General features: G+C 45.7%; 17 protein-coding genes and 1 tRNA gene. All 18 read right to left on the bottom strand.

All coding sequences use genetic code 11. The features are described from left to right. Nucleotides 1–5: 5 nt before the first annotated feature. Entirely contained in the window at nt 6–431 is a 426-nt protein-coding gene (locus Q8R38_08395; GenBank protein ID MDP3792043.1) for a hypothetical protein, read from the bottom strand. A gap of 10 nt (nt 432–441) precedes the next feature. Then, nucleotides 442–879: a hypothetical protein gene (locus tag Q8R38_08400; GenBank protein ID MDP3792044.1), complete on the bottom strand. Its 438-nt coding sequence runs from the start codon at nt 877–879 to the stop codon at nt 442–444. Further along, nucleotides 876–2444 (bottom strand): citramalate synthase, encoded by a 1569-nt coding sequence (cimA, locus tag Q8R38_08405; protein MDP3792045.1) that lies wholly within the window; start codon nt 2442–2444, stop codon nt 876–878. Before cimA ends, Q8R38_08400 begins: the two co-directional genes overlap by 4 nt. Nucleotides 2445–2472: 28 nt before the next feature. Beyond that, on the bottom strand, nt 2473–3702 hold the full coding sequence (locus tag Q8R38_08410) for an aspartate kinase (GenBank protein MDP3792046.1): 1230 nt from the start codon (nt 3700–3702) through the stop codon (nt 2473–2475). 2 nt (nt 3703–3704) lie between these two features. Next, nucleotides 3705–4925, bottom strand: coding sequence for a cofactor-independent phosphoglycerate mutase (locus Q8R38_08415; protein MDP3792047.1), 1221 nt, complete (start codon nt 4923–4925; stop codon nt 3705–3707). Further along, nucleotides 4922–5980, bottom strand: a complete 1059-nt coding sequence (thrC, locus tag Q8R38_08420) for a threonine synthase (protein MDP3792048.1) — start codon at nt 5978–5980, stop codon at nt 4922–4924. The genes Q8R38_08415 and thrC overlap by 4 nt, the downstream gene beginning before the upstream one ends. Before the next feature lies 1 nt (nt 5981). Next, entirely contained in the window at nt 5982–7271 is a 1290-nt protein-coding gene (locus Q8R38_08425) for a homoserine dehydrogenase (GenBank protein MDP3792049.1), read from the bottom strand. Between the two features lie 32 nt (nt 7272–7303). Next, nucleotides 7304–7381, bottom strand: a tRNA-Pro gene (locus Q8R38_08430). Nucleotides 7382–7508: 127 nt separating this feature from the next. Further along, a complete protein-coding gene (locus tag Q8R38_08435; protein ID MDP3792050.1) occupies nt 7509–8510 on the bottom strand; it encodes an NAD(P)H-dependent glycerol-3-phosphate dehydrogenase in 1002 nt (333 codons plus the stop codon). Beyond that, a complete protein-coding gene (locus Q8R38_08440) occupies nt 8507–9274 on the bottom strand; it encodes a tetratricopeptide repeat protein (GenBank protein ID MDP3792051.1) in 768 nt (255 codons plus the stop codon). Before Q8R38_08440 ends, Q8R38_08435 begins: the two co-directional genes overlap by 4 nt. Further along, nucleotides 9271–11148, bottom strand: coding sequence for a BatD family protein (locus Q8R38_08445; protein MDP3792052.1), 1878 nt, complete (start codon nt 11146–11148; stop codon nt 9271–9273). Before Q8R38_08445 ends, Q8R38_08440 begins: the two co-directional genes overlap by 4 nt. A 2-nt stretch (nt 11149–11150) precedes the next feature. Further along, nucleotides 11151–12314: a tetratricopeptide repeat protein gene (locus Q8R38_08450; protein ID MDP3792053.1), complete on the bottom strand. Its 1164-nt coding sequence runs from the start codon at nt 12312–12314 to the stop codon at nt 11151–11153. A gap of 2 nt (nt 12315–12316) precedes the next feature. Next, nucleotides 12317–13318, bottom strand: coding sequence for a VWA domain-containing protein (locus Q8R38_08455; protein MDP3792054.1), 1002 nt, complete (start codon nt 13316–13318; stop codon nt 12317–12319). 2 nt (nt 13319–13320) lie between these two features. Then, nucleotides 13321–14319, bottom strand: a complete 999-nt coding sequence (locus tag Q8R38_08460; GenBank protein ID MDP3792055.1) for a VWA domain-containing protein — start codon at nt 14317–14319, stop codon at nt 13321–13323. Next, the gene (locus Q8R38_08465; GenBank protein ID MDP3792056.1) at nt 14306–15223 is read right to left on the bottom strand and encodes a hypothetical protein; all 918 of its coding nucleotides are present in this window, start codon (nt 15221–15223) and stop codon (nt 14306–14308) included. The genes Q8R38_08460 and Q8R38_08465 overlap by 14 nt, the downstream gene beginning before the upstream one ends. Continuing rightward, the gene (locus Q8R38_08470; GenBank protein MDP3792057.1) at nt 15223–16098 is read right to left on the bottom strand and encodes a DUF58 domain-containing protein; all 876 of its coding nucleotides are present in this window, start codon (nt 16096–16098) and stop codon (nt 15223–15225) included. The genes Q8R38_08465 and Q8R38_08470 overlap by 1 nt, the downstream gene beginning before the upstream one ends. 1 nt (nt 16099) lies before the next feature. Continuing rightward, nucleotides 16100–17095, bottom strand: coding sequence for an AAA family ATPase (locus Q8R38_08475; GenBank protein ID MDP3792058.1), 996 nt, complete (start codon nt 17093–17095; stop codon nt 16100–16102). A gap of 11 nt (nt 17096–17106) precedes the next feature. Further along, complete coding sequence (locus tag Q8R38_08480; GenBank protein MDP3792059.1) at nt 17107–17529, bottom strand: response regulator; 423 nt, start codon at nt 17527–17529, stop codon at nt 17107–17109. Between the last annotated feature and the right edge of the window lie 3 nt (nt 17530–17532).

A 17532-nucleotide genomic window follows, 5' to 3' on the forward strand; every position in this document is an offset into this window, starting at 1 on the left:
TATGGCTAACCGCTTATGTACTTGTTCAATAATGCCATCGCTTTTTCGTTGTCACTGGTCTGGAGCACCATTCTTGAAGAGCCTTTGGTATCGCATGTGCACGGAGTTATATATGTATATTTTATATCTATGTTGTTCTCTTTCATCTCTGTGGCCACTACCTTAAACGCGCCGGGTTTATTTTCCAGATCGACTAAAAGAACCTCTGTCTCTTTTACCATCTTATACTTCTTTTTCTTAAGCTCATTGATAATAACCAGATTTGCATTCGTAATAAGAAAGACTTTGCCGGTGATGCCCGCTTCATAACCAAGGACGGCCTCGATATTTATACCTTTATTGGCGAGCATCATGGCGACGTCGGCCAATATACCGACCTTGTTCCTGGTCGTTATCGTTATCTCTTCACCTATCATGATGTTCTTTATCATAATAGCTCCTTTACTTGATTGCCTGTTGTTCCTCTTTCAGGGCCTGGGACTGGTCCGGGCCCTTTAATTTTTCCGATATCTTCTTTGAAACAAACGCGGCGAGATCCGCGTTGCCGGAAGCGACATCTACCTGCGACTTATCAGCCTCCCAGGCCGTAACCAGTATCCCGACCTGCGTCGTATCTATAGAAGAACGGAACGAGCCCTGCAGATTATCGGCTACTATAAATTTCTGCTTCGTATTTTCACGGACAATCGCCTTCATATCGGAAAGCATCTCTTTTATTTTGGCAACACACACATCGCTTGATATATCATATTGCTGCGTTTGCCTGGTCTTGGAATTTTTCACGTCGGCGATCGATATGCCCAATATCTCCTGCCTCAACTGCGCACCAGAACATCCGCACAATCCCAAAACCAGCAGTATCGCTATTATTTTCTTCATTTTTTTGAATCCTTTAACAGTTTGTATTCTATAGAATCGACAAGGGCGAACCAGGATGCTTCGATAACGTTTTCTGACACTCCAATGGTCCACCATGAATCATCTTTATCCTGCGACTGAATGAGAACGCGCACGCGCGCGGCGGTGCCCTCTTTCTCGTCCAGGACCCTGACCTTATAATCGATGAGATGCATCTGGGCCAATCGAGGATAGAATTTTTTAAGTGCTTTACGCAAAGCGCTGTCAAGCGCGTTTACAGGCCCGTCGCCAAGCGATGCGGTGTGCTCGAGCTCCTTACCCACTTTAAGCTTAATTGTCGCCTCACTCAACATTTTGCCGCCTTTATTCTTCTCCATGATTACACGGAAACTCTCAAGCTCAAAAAAATCCTTGAATGTCTTCATTACGCGCTTTATCAGAAGTTCGAGCGAGGCTTCGGCAGCTTCAAAATGATAGCCGCGGTTCTCCATCTCCTGCAGAACTTTTAAGATCGCCTTCGATTTTTCCGCGTCTTTGCCCAAGTCGAGATTAAGATCCTGCGCCTTCTTGATAATGGTAGACTTGCCGGATAGTTCGGATATCAAAAGCCGCCTATGGTTGCCCACTCTGGCGGGATCGACGTGTTCATAAGTCTTTGGATTTTTCAAAATGGCATTTACGTGGACACCGGCCTTATGGGCAAACGCGCTATTCCCCGCGAAAGGCTGGTTGTCCTGTAATTTCATATTGGAAATTTCAGCGACAAAGTGGGCTATTTCGGTTAACTCCCTTAACGCAAAATCGGATACGCAATTAATGCCGAGTTTCAGTTTAAGGTTAGCGATGATCGAAACAAGGTTGGCGTTCCCGCACCTTTCGCCATAACCGTTGATGGTGCCGTGCGCCTGGACGCAGCCGGCCTGAATAGCGGCTACGGAATTCGCTACAGCCATTTCGATATCATTGTGCGCATGTATACCAAGAGGTGTTTTAATGACCAGCTTAACCTCTTTGACTATCTCAAATACCTGGCTCGTTATAGTGCCGCCATTTGTATCGCACAAAATGATCCTCGCCGCGCCCGCGTCTTGGGCGGCTTTTAACGTCTTTAAAGCGTATTCTTTATTACCCTTGTAACCGTCAAAAAAGTGTTCGGCATCATAAAACACGGTCTTACCTTTTGACTTCAAGAATTTAACGGAGTCCGATATCATCTTAAGGTTTTCGCCCAGATCGACCTTAAAGACGTCCCTTACATGAAGATCCCATGATTTGCCGAAAATAGTTACATATTTAGTACCAGCTGACAAAAGTCCTTTCAGAATCTTATCAGAGCCAGCCTTGGATTTTGCGTAACGCGTAGAGCCAAACGCGACAATATGCGAATTCTTCAGCTTAAGGCTCTTCGCCTTCTTAAAAAATTCCATATCTTTAGGATTAGCTCCGGGCCAGCCCCCTTCGATAAAATCCACGCCAAGCTCGTCGAGTTTTTCACAGATCTTTAGCTTGTCGGCGACAGAAAAGGAGATGCCTTCGGATTGAGCGCCATCCCTTAAAGTCGTATCATAAAGTTCTATCTTGGCCATCTGATCCTCTTTAAATTCCAAATCACAATTATTTCTTCGCTTTATTTAACCTGAACTTTGCGTGAATTGCCCTTACGGCTGCTTCGCCCATATTCTTTTTTACAACGCATGATATCTTTATTTCGCTGGTAGATATCATCTCTATATTGATGCCTTCCGCGGCCAGGGCTTCGAACATATCTGCGGCAACACCGGAGTGGCTTCTCATTCCTATACCGACTATAGAAACCTTAGCGATATCCTTATCCACGGTAACATCACCCGCGCCTACCTTCGCCGAAACTTCTTTCGCGCATTTTATCGTCTTATTGAGCTCGGTACCCATAACGGTAAAAGATAAGTCGGTCGCGCCCGTCCTCGAGACGTTCTGGATGATCATATCGACATTGATGTTATTTTTGGCTATATACTTGAATATTTTGGCCGCAATACCCGGCTTGTCCGGAACATCGCAGATAGTGACTTTTGCCTCGTCTTTATTTAACGCCACACCGGAAACCACCATATGCTCCATAGCCTTTACCTCCCTGGAAATTATAGTACCTGTCTTTTCGGAAAAACTCGACCTTACGTGTATGGGGACGCCAAACTTCATCGCGAATTCTATTGAGCGCGGCTGCAGCACCTGGGCGCCCAATGAAGCGAGCTCAAACATCTCTTCATAACTTATCTTCTCTATCTTTCTTGCGTCTTTTGCAATTCTTGGATCCGTGGTAAATACACCCTCGACATCGGTATACATCTCACACATCTTCGCGTTCAAAACTTTCGCAAGCGCGACAGCGGTAAGATTGGACCCTCCGCGGCCTAAAGTGGTTATATCCTGGTTAACGTTCATGCCCTGGAAGCCGGCGACTATTACTATCCTGCCTCTTTTAAGCTCTTTCACTATTCGCTTGGCGTCAATATCGATTATGCGCGCCTTAGTATAGGAGTTATCGGTGATGATCCCTACCTGGGAGCCCGTAAAAGATATCGCGTCTTTACCCAGCTTATGGGTAGCCATGGCCAGAAGAGCGCATGACACCTGCTCGCCGGTAGACAAAAGCATGTCGAGCTCTCTATCGGGCGGGTTCATAGAGATCTTCAGGGCCATATCCATCAGATTATCCGTGGTATCGCCCAATGCGGATACTATGACAACAACATCGTATCCGGCCTTAGCCGTCTTGACGACTCTTTTCGCGACATTCTGGATCCTTGAAATATCCGCGACGCTCGTCCCGCCGTACTTTTGAACAATAATGCCTTTAGACATATCTATCCCGTAACCTCTTTAGTTTTAATCAGCGCGCTCGTCAATGCGGCGCCCGATTTAAATATTATATTACTCAGCTTGGCATTCGCCTCACTGAAGGTTGCAAAGCCATTATGAGAAACGCCCTTGCCTGCCATAACAAAAGGCGCCGGATCCGAGACATGCGTCCTTACAGCCACCGGCGTGGCATGGTCCGACAAAACCATTATTCTGAAATCGTCCGTCTCCTTCAGGTAATTCCATACCGCACCCACAACATATCTATCAAAATTTTCTATAGCGGTAATTTTTGCCCTCACATCCCCGTTGTGCCCTGCTTCATCAGGAGCTTCAACATGTACAAATATAAAATCTCTCTTCTTTAAGGAATTAACCGCGCACTCGCCCTTACCCTGATAGTTGGTGTCATAATATCCGGTAGCGCCCGGAACATCTATAAGCTCAAGGCCTGTGAGCCTGCCTAAACCATTAACAAGATCTACGGCGGAAATGACAGACCCATCCATGCCAAACATGCCTTTGAAGCTGGGCATATTGGGATTTGTCCCCTGGCCCCACAACCATATCATATTCGCGGGATTCTCTTTAAGGTCGACCCTGACTCTGTTTATTTCATGTTTTTCCAAAAGAGATTTTGAATTTTCCATTAATTTCATAAGAATCCCTGCGCCCTTGCCCTTAGGAAGATGCTTACCTATGCCCTTGCCGGTTATATCGTGCGGCGGTGTGCAGGAAGTCTTCATAAGGTCATTTAGATCATCGCGCGATCTCGTCTTTATTACTACGAGATTTCTGTAGCTTTTACCATGATAAAATTTTATCTTATCGCTTCCTAATTTTTTATCCAGAAATTCCATCAGTATCTTTGACTCATTGTCCCTGATGTGCCCGGAACTATAATCGGCCATCGTATCATTGTTAGCCGTTATAAGATTGCACCTAAAAGCCACTTCGTTTTCGGCTATCTCTACGCCTATATTTGCCGCTTCAAGAGGTCCGCGCCCCGTATAGTATGCCTTCGGGTCATATCCTAAAATTGAAAGATTCGCGACATCGCTCGCGGGCTTCATGCCGCGCGGCACGGTCTTCACAAGGCCTATCATGCCTTTTTTGGCGATCTGGTTCATGTTGGGGATCTTCGCTACATCAAGCGGGGTCTTCTTGCCCAACTCTTCTATCGGATAATCGCTCATCCCGTCGCCGACTAAAATAGCTACTTTCAACCCTCTATCTCCTTCAGTATCTTGTCCAATTTTGGTTCCAGAACCTTCGGTTTCTCAACGCTTGCAATCGCCCTGTCCGGGTCTTTCAGTCCATGGCCGGTGAGCACACATACGATTTTTATTTTTCCGGCCCCTTTGAAATATTCTTTTTTAGCAAGCTTCAAGATTCCCGCGACGCTTGCCGCGCTTGCGGGCTCGGCGAATACGCCTTCTTTTTCCGCGAGCAGCTTATACGCGGCGAGTATCTCATCATCAGTAACGCTGTCTATCAATCCGCCCGAAGCATCCCGCGCGGCCTCGGCTTGTTTCCAACTGGCGGGATTTCCTATCCTTATCGCCGTCGCTATCGTTTTCGGATCTTTTACCGGATGGCCCAGCACTATCGGAGCCGCGCCATGCGCCTGGAATCCAAGCATTTTGGGTAATTTCTTCGAAATACCGGCGTCTTTATATTCTCTGTAACCTTTCCAATAAGCGGTTATATTACCCGCGTTGCCGACCGGTATAGCGTGAAAATCCGGAGCGTCGCCCAAACAATCGCATATCTCAAACGCGCCGCTCTTTTGCCCTTCTATCCTGTAAGGGTTTATAGAATTCACAAGAGTAATCGGATATTTAGCCGTAATATCACGTACCAAATTTAACGCATCATCAAAATTTCCTTTAATAGCCAGCACCTTCGCGCCATGTATAAGCGCCTGCGATAATTTCCCTAAAGCGATCGCGCCTTCGGGGATCAGGACGATACATCTGATTCCCGCCCTGGCAGAATAGGCCGCCGCTGAGGCGGAAGTATTGCCGGTAGAAGCGCACATGACGGCTTTTGAGCCCTCTTCCATCGCTTTTGAAATGGCCATACACATACCGCGGTCCTTGAACGAGCCCGTCGGATTAAGGCCTTCGTATTTTAGGTGGACTTCCGCTCCTTCGCCGATAAGAGCGCTGATGTGAGATGCGTAAATAAGCGGCGTATTGCCTTCGTTCAAGCTTATTACCGGAGTCTTCGCGGATACCGGAAGAAATTTCCTATACTCTTCGATCACGCCTTTCCACATATTATCCCTCTATTCTCACTCTGACAGTTTTTTTCTTTATCGCGCTTAGGGCGTCTATCTCTTTGAGCGCTCTTGCCATATCGCGCTCAAGCGCCTCGTGAGTAATCATTACTATAGGCACAACCTTTGAGGCCATCCTGGCCTTCTGTGTAACGGTCGCTATGCTTATATTATTTTTACCCAATATGCCGGATATCCTCGCAAGCACGCCGGGCTTGTCTATCGCTGAGAATCTTACATAATATCTGGTCCTGACATCATATATCTTTTTTATACCTTCCACATCTTTTTTAAAACTTATCGGCGTGGCTATCTTACCGCAGCACGAAACCTGCTGGGCAATGTTTACAATATCGCCGACAACGGCGCTTGAGGTGGGTTTCGCGCCGGCGCCCTCGCCGTAGAATAGGTTTTCTCCGATGAGATCACCTTTCACGAATATAGCGTTATAAACACCGTTAACAGTCGCCAGCATATGTGATTTTGGTATCAGCGTCGGATGAACGCGTAATTCTAAAGCCGGGCCGGCCCTTTTGGCTATAGCCAACAGCTTAACCGCGTATCCAAATTCTTTGGCGTATCTGATATCACATGGCTCGATATCTGAAATCCCTTCAGTGTATATATCGCCCGGCTTTGCGGGAATACCAAACCCGAGCAGCGCAAGAATGGCGAGCTTGTGGTTTGAATCCATCCCGCTTATATCAAGATACGGATCTTTCTCCGCATAACCTTTTTGCTGCGCTATAGAGAGAGCATCCTTAAATTTTAATCCGTCTTCATCCATCTTTGAAAGAATGAAGTTACTCGTTCCGTTTACTATGCCGTATATCATTTCAAATTTATTCGCGATAAATCCGTCTTTTAAGGACTTTATGATGGGGATACCTCCGCCCACACTTGCCTCGAAGCCGACAGTAAGCCCAAGCGTATTAGCCAGGCTGAATATTTCATATCCGCTGTCAGCAAGTAACGCTTTATTGGCACTGACCACGCATTTACCACGCCTCAAGGATTCGAGTATTATATCTTTGGCCGGCCTTAATCCGCCCATAAGCTCGATGACAACATGAATACTGGGATCGTAAAGGACTTTTCCTAAAGATTTTGTAAGCACCGACTTTTTTACCTTTACGGGACGTTTGGATTTAATATCCTTGTCGCATATCCTGACTATGCGGATATCGACGCCGCCCTTGTCTTTCAATAGCTTGCTTCTCGACTGCAGCGCGCTTACCACGCCCGCGCCAATCTTGCCGAATCCTATTAATCCTACATTTATTTTTTTCATGCATTTCCCTCTATACGCTATATACTAAAATATGGTCGGGACGGGCGGATTTGAACCGCCGACCCCTTGCACCCCAAGCAAGTGCTCTAGCCGGGCTGAGCCACGTCCCGCCAAATAAGTTTAGCCTATATACTACAATAGACAGATATTATATCAAATTAGGCTATATATGCAAATAAAAAGCCCTGCCTAAGCCGAAACGGGCCTGGGCAGGTCGAAAAATGGCGTATCTAAAATCTATGCTTCTACTTTTGGAGGACGTGTCATAAGATCATACACGGCCTTCTTTGGGTCTTTGTCTTCGTAAATGACCTTGTATATTTCGGAGGTTATCGGCATATCTATATTATATTTTTTTGCGAGGTCATACGCGGACTGTGTTGTGGCAACTCCTTCTACCACCATCTCGCTCTCTTTTAATACATCGCTTGGCGTCTTCCCCTTGCCTATCGCTTCCCCAAAATGCCTGTTCCTGGAATGCGTGCTTATACATGTAGTGGCAAGGTCTCCCAATCCGCTCAAACCGTAGAATGTCTCTTTCTTGGCGCCCATCGCAACGCCGAGGCGCACCATCTCCACCAGGCCCCTGGTAAGAAGCGCTGCCTTCGCGTTCGTTCCAAAACCGAGCCCGTCCGAGATACCCGCGGCAATAGCCACGACATTCTTCAGCGATCCGCCAAGCTCCGCACCAAGCACATCTGTGGAAGCGTATACCCTGAAAGTATCTGTCATAAATACATCCTGGACTTGCTTGGCTAACTCGATATCACTCGCGGATGAGACTATTGTCGTAGGAACTTTTAGCGCGACCTCGTGAGCTATCGTTGGACCGGAGAGCACAGCTAAGGGTATTTTCCCCAGCACTTCATAAATAACATCGGACATGCATTTCAAAGTTTTATTCTCTATACCTTTAGCGACACTGACAAATATCTTCCCTGACATTTTACAGGCACTTAGCCTTGTTAATACTCCTCTCGTATATTGTGAAGGTACTGCCAGCACCACAAGATCATTCCCATCCATAGCCACATCGAGCGAGGACGTTATCTGGACTTGGTTCGGAATGCGTATGCCCGGCAAAAACTTTGTATTAACCCTTTTCGATTTGAGTAAATTTGCGTAATCGGCGAATGCGCTCCAAAGAGTTACTTCATATCCTTTTTCCGATAATAGTATCGCGAGCGTCGTGCCCCATCCGCCGTCACCTATAACAGATATATTTTTTATTTTGCTCATTCTTCCTCCACAGAACCACTCTTTACCCAGCCAAGTTTACCGTCGATACGCTTTATCCTTCTCCAACCGTTCCGCGTTTTCAATACAAGTACCTCCTGCCCCTCCCGGAGGGTAAAATACGTCGTCGACTTATCTATCGGTTCGTATTTACATTCAACATCCTTAACCACCACTATACCGCGCGTCAATATCTCTTCCTCGTAGTATCTGACAGAGAATCCCGCCAGCGCCAGTATAAATAATAACAGTATTGGGTAAAATATAAATGTTGCCCTTCTTTTAAACAGAGGGCTTATTATACCGCCGGCTATCAGGCCTATAACAATGAGATAAAACGCTATCAATATCCTCGCGACCCCATTTAAGGTAAACTCCCGGAATGGTATCTTCGCCAGCCACGCGAATTTATTGGGAGTTGTGGCCTGCAAGCCGGAATCTTCGGTTAGAGATTGCGCATATGAAAGATTTGATTTTAAGTCGCTATCGGCCGGTATAAGCCTTATGGCTTTCTTGTAATAAAGTATCGCGTATCCGGTTTTACCTGTTTTAAAATAGGCGTTGCCCATATTGTAATATAAGGGCCCACTCTCAATCCCCCCATCAGCTATCTTCTGATATTCTTCTATAGCCTTATCATATTCTCTTTTTTCATAAAAAGAATTTCCGTTATAAAAAAGACGGGTTGGATCATTTGAGGCTTCCTGCCCAAATGCCACGCCAAAAGAAGACAGAAGTATCGCAAGCGCAAGTAAATGTTTTATCATAGCTTCACCCGTTCAAAATATCTTATTATCTCTTCAAGCTCTTTCATGTCATCTTTCATTTTGAACTCATCTATATTGGAAAGCGCGAATTTCGCGCGGTCACACATTTCAAATATGCCCCGTATCTTATTTACTATCTGCGTGTCGGCATCCTTCGATTTGAGTATCGGCTCCACCGTATCAAATGTAAGGCCGGCAACCGGCAGATAAAGCTTGCCCCCCAGATAGTTTTGCATAGTTTTAAATAGTGTCTCGTAGAAACCTTTTGCGTCGTTCGATTTAAGGTGGTGCTTTAGCTTAAAAAACTCATACCTCATATTTTTAAACGCTTGAGTGCGATGAGCGTACCGCGTATCCCGTATTAACCTGTTTCTTCTCGCGTAAACAATATAAAGAGCCGTCAAAAATACCATTGGCATCGCAAATACAAGAAGAAATACGATATTATTATATATTCGGTAATCTTTTGTACGGACACGGCCGATAGATTCTTTAATATAAAGGATATCGCCCTGTGGCTCTTCTTTCCTCTCTTCCGGCATGCCGAAATTAATAGGCGTTGCCGGTGAAGGCAAGCCTTGGGGGGCGCCTATTACCTGGGCGGGCGCATCTTTGACTTTTTCCACTACAAGCGGTACCGGACCCTGCACTATTGACTTGTATTCCTTCTTATTCGGATCGAAATAGGTAAATACAGCTTTGGGCGTCTGATACACCTTATCCGATTCCGGTATCAGTATCTGCTTAAATGTCTTTCTGCTCGCTTCAGTCTTGGCTTGAGGCTCATAGATCCTGAAACCTTCCGTATTGTCAAGCTTGGGTATTATGACTGTGTTAAAATTCCCTATGCCATTTATCTCCATCTTCAATGTTACGGGGTCGCCGACTTTGACCTTTTTAGGCCCTGCCTGAAATATAAACTGATAATCGCCTATAGCGCCGGAAAAATCGCTCGGCATTCCCTCTGCGGGTAAGGGCGACAGGATGACCTGAACCTCGTCCGACTTTAGTTCTACAGGGTATCGCTCATACCGGGTGAAGAATTCATCGAAGTACTGCCCCTGGGGGCCAGGTTCATTAAGGAAATCGTCGTTTAGCGCAGATGCCTGCCTTGTCCTTTTCCTGACAACGAGGTTACACTTTAACTTTGCGGGCCCTATCTTGTAATCACCGGCCCTTGTTCCGAATATGGTGGTTTTAAATTCCAATACGTCGAAAAGCATTCCGCCCATGCGTTCCCGATACTGTTTTGGTTCTTCAAATTGGGCCTTTGAAAATCCTTCCTGGCTAAATGTGGGAAGCTGTATATCGCTTATATTAAGATTATTGCCGTAGAATTTTATAGTTACGGGGATTATCTCGTTTACATACGCTCTGGTCTTTTCAGCTTTTAGCGTCAAAAACAGCCTATCCTTTAAATCCAATGAATCTACAACGTCCTCTCCGGAACCTGCACTCTTTGCCTCCTCTTTTAAATCTTGTCTGGGCTTTTCTTCCGAGACTGTAAGAAAAGCGGAATTAGAAGTATATGTATTGCCTTCATATTTAAAACTGAACGGCCCAAATTGGAACTTTCCCATCCTGAGAGGCTGGATTTTATACATATGCGTTATCGATGAGGATACGTTGCCATTTATCACGGTCATCATCGTGGACGGGCCAAGATAACGCACATCGCACCCCTCGATATTGCCTATATCCGGAGCTGGAACATTCTGCGTGCCGTAGAATGTCAGCCCAAGCTGCGCCGTTTCACCTATAGCTACGGCCTTCTTATCTATGCTCGCTTCAAATTTAACATCCTCGGCATAAATAAGCCCTGCGGTAACACAAGCGAGAGTAAGTATCAAAATTATTATTTTCGAATATCTCATATTTACCAATTCTTGTCCGGATCAGGCAAGGGAACCTGCTTTCTTCTCATGCGTATCGACTGGCCCGTTGCTTCTTCACCCTTGTACCCCTCGAGAAGCATCTTAGCTTCCTGTTCCGTCATCTCTTTGGACTCGCCTTCTGAAGCCTGGTAAAACTGCATATTTTGACCTTCTTCACTCTGACCCTGCTGTTCTTGCTCTTTTTTCTGCTCTTCCTCTTGTTTTCTTTGCTGATCCTGTTTTTTCTGTTCTTCTTGTCGCTGTTTTTGTTCCTCTTGCTGCTCCCGCTCTTCTTGCTTACGCTGTTCTTCTTCTTTCTTTTTTTGTTCCTCCTGCTCCTTCTTCTTCTCTTCCTCTTGTTGTTGCCTCTGATCCTGCTTTTGTTTTTCCTGTTGCTGCTTATCCTGCTCACCCTTACCTTCAGATTTTTGCTGGTCCTGTTGCTTATCTTTTTCGCTTTCAGGCTTATCTTTATCCTGCTCTTTGCCGCCACCACCCTGACTCTGATCCTGCTTATCCTTCTTATCCTGGCCCTGTTTTTGCTGTTGGGGCTCTTGCTGCTGATCTTTCTGCTTATCCTTTTGTTTATCCTGCTGCTGTTTTTGGTCCTGCTGATTCTTGTCTTGCTGATTGGGCTGTTGCTGATCCTTCTTGTCCTCCTGCTTCTTATCCTTTTGGCTCTCCTGCTTCTTCTTTAACGCCATCAGCTTCTGATCTACAAACTCATAATTATACTTGGCATCCCTATCATTAGGATTCAAGTCTATAGAACGCTTATAAAATTCCAGCGCTGTCTCATAGGATCCTTTGGCTTTCTCCATATCCGTTTTTGCTGCCGCGCTGCCAATCTTATATTGTGCGTTACCTATATTATAATCGGTGGGCGATAATATGCCCGATTCGCCCGCAGCCAGCGCTTTATTGTATGACTCTATAGCCGCGGTATAATTTTCCTTGCTATACAGCGCATCGCCCTTGTTAAAACGCAGCATAGCGCTATCCGATTTTTTTTCCAGCGCGGCGTCATATACCTTTATCGCTTCGTCATATTTTTTGTTATTATACAATAAATTACCTTTTTTTACATCAGCGGCGGTTGAGGCAAACAACGCCTGAGCGCTCAAAAAGAACGATAAAATTGTCAGAAAAACTACTCTACGCGTCACAGCTACCTTCTCCTCTCAGAAAAAAGCGACTCTATCAACAGGAGAGCTATCGCGAGGGCCAGAAATATCTGATATCTTTCCTTGTAGTGCTTCTTCATCTTCGTGTCCAGTTCCTGCTTTTCCAATTTAGAGATTACTTTATCATACAGTAATATGAGCCCAAAATCGCTTTGTGTGGCATGAACATAGCTTCCGCCCGTAGCGACGGCTATTCTCTTTAACAGCTCTTCGTTTAATCTCGTCTTAACGGCCTGGCCGCGCTTATCGGCAAGGTATGCTCTCTCTCCGCGCTCATCTATGGTAGGAATAAGCTCTCCTTCCGGGGTTCCGACGCCGATGCAGTATATTCTTATACCTGCCTGAGCGGCTTCGTTTGCTACGCTTATAGCATCGCCCTCGAGTTCTTCACCGTCGGTAATCAGCACCAGCACTTTAAATTTCTTCTCGGGCCCCTTAAACGCGTTCATCGCTTCTTTGATAGCGCCGGATACGGATGTTCCGGGCCTCGGTATCGTATCTGTATTCATATCGTCAAGCGCCAGAAGAAAACCATTATAATCTATAGTCAAAGGGCATTGTAGAAACGCGGTTCCCGCAAATGCCACCAACCCCACCCTGTCTCCATTTAATTTTTTAACAAGATCCTTTATCGCAAGCTTCGATCTTTCGAGCCTATTGGGCCTGACATCGCGGGCAAGCATACTTTTCGAAACATCAACGGCTATCAGCATATCGAGGCCGATCCTTTTTATCTCCTGCCACTCGAAGCCCCACTGCGGGCGGGCAAGTGAGAATATACACAAAAGAAGCGCGCTCGCTATCAGGACTATCTTCCAAATTTTGCGGGCAATACTTACTGTGGGCGTTATCCCGCCCAACATATTCTTATCGGCGAATTTTTCCATCAGGCTCTCGCGCCGCCTCATCACCAGTATATAGAATATGATTATCAGGACCGCGGAAGAGATGAATATTGATATATATTTTATGTCGCCGTAATGCATATTTAGGGCACCTTCAAAAATATTGTATTCGACAAAAATATCTCCAATGCCAACAATATCAGCCCGGGAATAAGAAATATCGGGAATAGCTCTGTATATTCCCTGTATCCTAAATGCTCGATATTGGATTTTTCGAGCCTGTTTATTTCGTCATAAATACGCCTGAGCTTCTCGGAGTCCGATGCCAGGAAGTACTTGCCGCCGGTAAGGTCGGCTATCTTCTTCATCGACTCCTCGTCTATCTCTATGGGTATGTTCCTGTAAACGGTCCTGCCGTAAAAATCTTTTAATGGATACGGTGAAAGGCCTTTGGTCCCTACAGCTATCGTGTATATCTTTATCTTCAACGCCCTTGCCGCTTCCGCCGCAACAATAGGCGAAATATTTCCCGCGTTATTTACGCCGTCAGTAAGAAGTATTACGACCTTGCTCTTCGTCTTACTCGTCCTTAAGCGGTTTATCGAGCTCGCTATGGCCGAACCTATAGCGGTGGCGTCCTCTATCATGCCTATTCGCACCCTGTCCAGATTTTCCAATAACCAGCCGTAATCCGACGTAAGCGGGCAAACTGTGTAGGCGCGAGCCGCAAACGCTACGAGGCCTATCCTGTCATCCTTCCTTTTCGCTATAAAGTCCTTTACTACTTCTCTTACAAGATCGTATCTATTTACCCTCTTGGAGCCGAGCATAAAATCTTCGGCTAACATACTGGTAGAAGTGTCGAGGGTCAGGACTATATCGACTCCTTCCGAAACCGTCTTTGAGCCTTCCAGCATAGCCTGCGGCCTTGCCAACGCTATTATCATCAATGCCAATGCGACTATCTTAAGAACTATCAGGGATTTCCCTAACCGCACGCGAGCGGTCTGCTTCAAATCCTTCAGGAGCTCTTCAGAAGAAAATACAAAGCTTGAGCCCGAACGCCTTCGCCTCTCGATGAATAATATAAGAGGCAGTAACAATAAAAGCCAAAAAACGGCCGGGTCTTTAAACAGGAACATACTCTCCTTTCGTCTCCTCTATAAACTTTTTCGCTGTGGTGAATACCGACCCTATCTCGTCTTTTGAGGGCGCATGCTTGGCAAACTTCACCAGATCGCATGCCTCCATAAAAGTTTTTAGCAATTCCCTATATCCTGTCGATATCTTCAATGAATCACCCAGGCTCGCTAAAAACTCCTGTGTCGTCATCTCCGGAGCTCTTAATTTAAAGACTGTCTCTATATAGCGCCGGACTGCGTCGGAGACGGTTACGTAATAATCCTTAACATTGCCTGTCTTCGCGAATTCCGCCTTAGCCGATTCCAGCGCGTCTATAGCGGCCTCGTAAGGAAGTTTTGGCGGCGGGCTTTTCTTGAATTTTTTGAATAATTTTATTATCAGCCATAATACAAGCAATGCCGCCGCTATCCATAAGGCAAGTTTAAGAAAACTGAATGGATATATCGGCCCCTTGATATCCTTTACATCATAGAGGGCGACGTTTCTTGGCAGAACGCTTTCGACTGTAAACTCAAATTCCGGGGTTTTTAGAGTCCTCCAGTTGCCCTCTCCCTTCTCGCGGTACTTTATCTCTATCCCGGGGATCTTCCGCTTGCCCACATAGTAACCGGTTATATCGAGCCAGTTTACATAATGATGACTGCCAAACAAGGACCTCTTAATCTCTTTCCCTGAATCTTTTATCTCGCACTCACCGATCTTGCTATCCTTAAACTTAGGAAATTCTATCTCAAGATCGAGTTTCGAAAATATTTCGGCCTTATAATGTATCCTATCGCCTATAAGGATCCTCTTCCTGTTGATAGTTGTCTTTATAGAAGATGTGTCTTCATCGGCTGCCAGCGCGATATTTGATATAAGCAGAACACCGGTAATGAATATCATTCTATTGAAAAACTTCACTACATGCGCCTCTTTCTCATCCGGAAAAATTTTATAAATTCTTCTATGTATGATTTATCGGTACTTATATCTATGTGGTCCACTCCGACGGATCCGAATAATCTCGTCCTCTCACTTTGCATCTGGCTCGCTTTTTTCGCGTATTTTTCTCTGACTTTAGCGCTTGAGGTATCGATCACATAGGGTCTTCCGCTTTCGGCGTCTGCGAGTTCGATTATGCCCGCGTCCGGCAGATGGCCTTCCCTGGGATCGGTTATGGTAATGGCGACGACATCATGTTTTTTGTTAGCTATGGAGAGAGGTTTTTTGAAATCATCCGCGAAGAAATCCGAGATTACAAATGTGACGGCCCTGCGCCTTATAACATTATCCAAGTAGCGCAGCGCCCCGGCAAGATCGGTCCCTTTGCCTTTAGGGGTAAAATACAAAGCTTCCCTTACCACCCTTAGAACGTGATGAAGGCCTTTTCTGGGCGGGACAAACTTCTCAATCCTGTCCGTAAATATTATCAAGCCCACGCGGTCGTTATTCTGTATGGCGGCAAATGCCAGGACCGCCGATACTTCAGCGGCGAGTTCTTTCTTGAATCTTTTGGTAGTTCCGAAGCTTGAGGAGCTTGAGGCGTCGAGCAGGATCATTACGGTAAGCTGACGCTCTTCGACGTACTTCTTTACAAAAGGTGAACCGATGCGCGCCGTAACGTTCCAGTCTATGGAGCGTATCTCATCGCCGGGCTGGTATTCCCTTACCTCGTCAAACTCCATGCCACGGCCTTTGAATACGCTTTCATACTGGCCGGCGAGAAAGTCCGTGACCAGCCTCGAGGTCGTTATTTCAATGCGCCGTATTTTGCGTAATACTTCCTTCGGCAGCATCTTACGGTACTTTTACTTCCTCAAAAATCTTTTTTATAATATCTTCGGAGTTCTTGTCTTCCGCCTCCGCCTCATAGCTTGCGATTATGCGGTGCCTTAATACGTCCATGCCGATAGTCTTTATATCCTGCGGAACAACATAACCGCGTCCCTGTAAAAACGCGTAAGCCTTTGCGGCCATCGATAGGTATATGCTTGCGCGGGGGGACGCGCCATACTGGATAAGCCCAACCAGCTCTTTAAGCCTGTATGCGTTAGGATCTCTGGTGGCGAATACTATGTCGATAATATATTTCTCGATTCTTTCGTCTATATAAATTTCATCGACCACTTTACGCGCTTTTATTATCTCGTCCGGAGTAACCACCGCTGCCACAGTGAGTTTTTTATCCGTAACCGCCATACGCTTCATTATCTTGTGCTCTTCTTCCTTGTTCGGGTACTCTATCTTTAATTTCAACATGAAGCGGTCCACCTGGGCTTCAGGCAGCGGATATGTGCCTTCGTGTTCTATTGGGTTCTGCGTCGCCAGAACAAGAAACGGCTCATCGAGTTTATAAGTATTTTCGCCTATAGTCACCTGTCTTTCCTGCATGGCTTCGAGTAAAGCGCTCTGTACTTTCGCGGGGGCCCTGTTTATTTCATCGGCTAAAATTATATTGGCAAATATGGGGCCTTTCTTGGTCGTAAATAAACCGTCCTTCGGACTGTATATAAGAGTTCCTATTAGATCCGCAGGTAAAAGATCGGGTGTAAACTGTATTCTCTGAAATTTGGTCTTTATTGCCTGGGCAAGCACCTTGACCGACAATGTCTTGGCAAGTCCCGGTACTCCTTCTATCAGAATGTGGCCGTTTGCCAGAAGGCCCACGAGCAGCCTCTCCAATAAATATCTTTGGCCTACTATCACCTTCTCCATTTCGGCAAGAAGTTTATTTACAAAATCGCTCTCTTTCTTTACCTTCTCATTTATCGCTTCTACTGACGTCCCCACCATATTTTCCTCCTCTATTGAATATTCTCTAACTCTCTATTCAGGTCTTTTAACTGCAGATTCATGAACTTCAACAAAACTACTTTGTCCAGATATTCGAGACTAAGAGGCTTGGTTATATAATCGTTTGCGCCTAATTCCATGGCCTTCTTCATCACATCATCGTCCTTAACGCCTGTAACCATAATAATGACGACATCCTTATCAATCTCTCTTATCTTCTCAAGTGTTTCGATGCCGTCCATGCCCCTCATGTTTATATCCAGCAGGATAATCCGGGGCTTTTCCTTTGCCACGATCTTCAGGGCCTCTTTGCCGTTTAACGCGTTGAATACCTCATAATTACGCGCGGTAAAGAACTCATAAAAAAATGAGTCGATACCCATCTGGTCATCGACAGTCAATATTTTACAAATCGGCTTTTTGGTTTCCTTCATAAT

Source organism: Candidatus Omnitrophota bacterium, from assembly GCA_030695905.1.
In the GTDB taxonomy this organism is placed as follows: Bacteria; Omnitrophota; Gorgyraeia; order 2-01-FULL-45-10; family 2-01-FULL-45-10; genus CAZHPY01.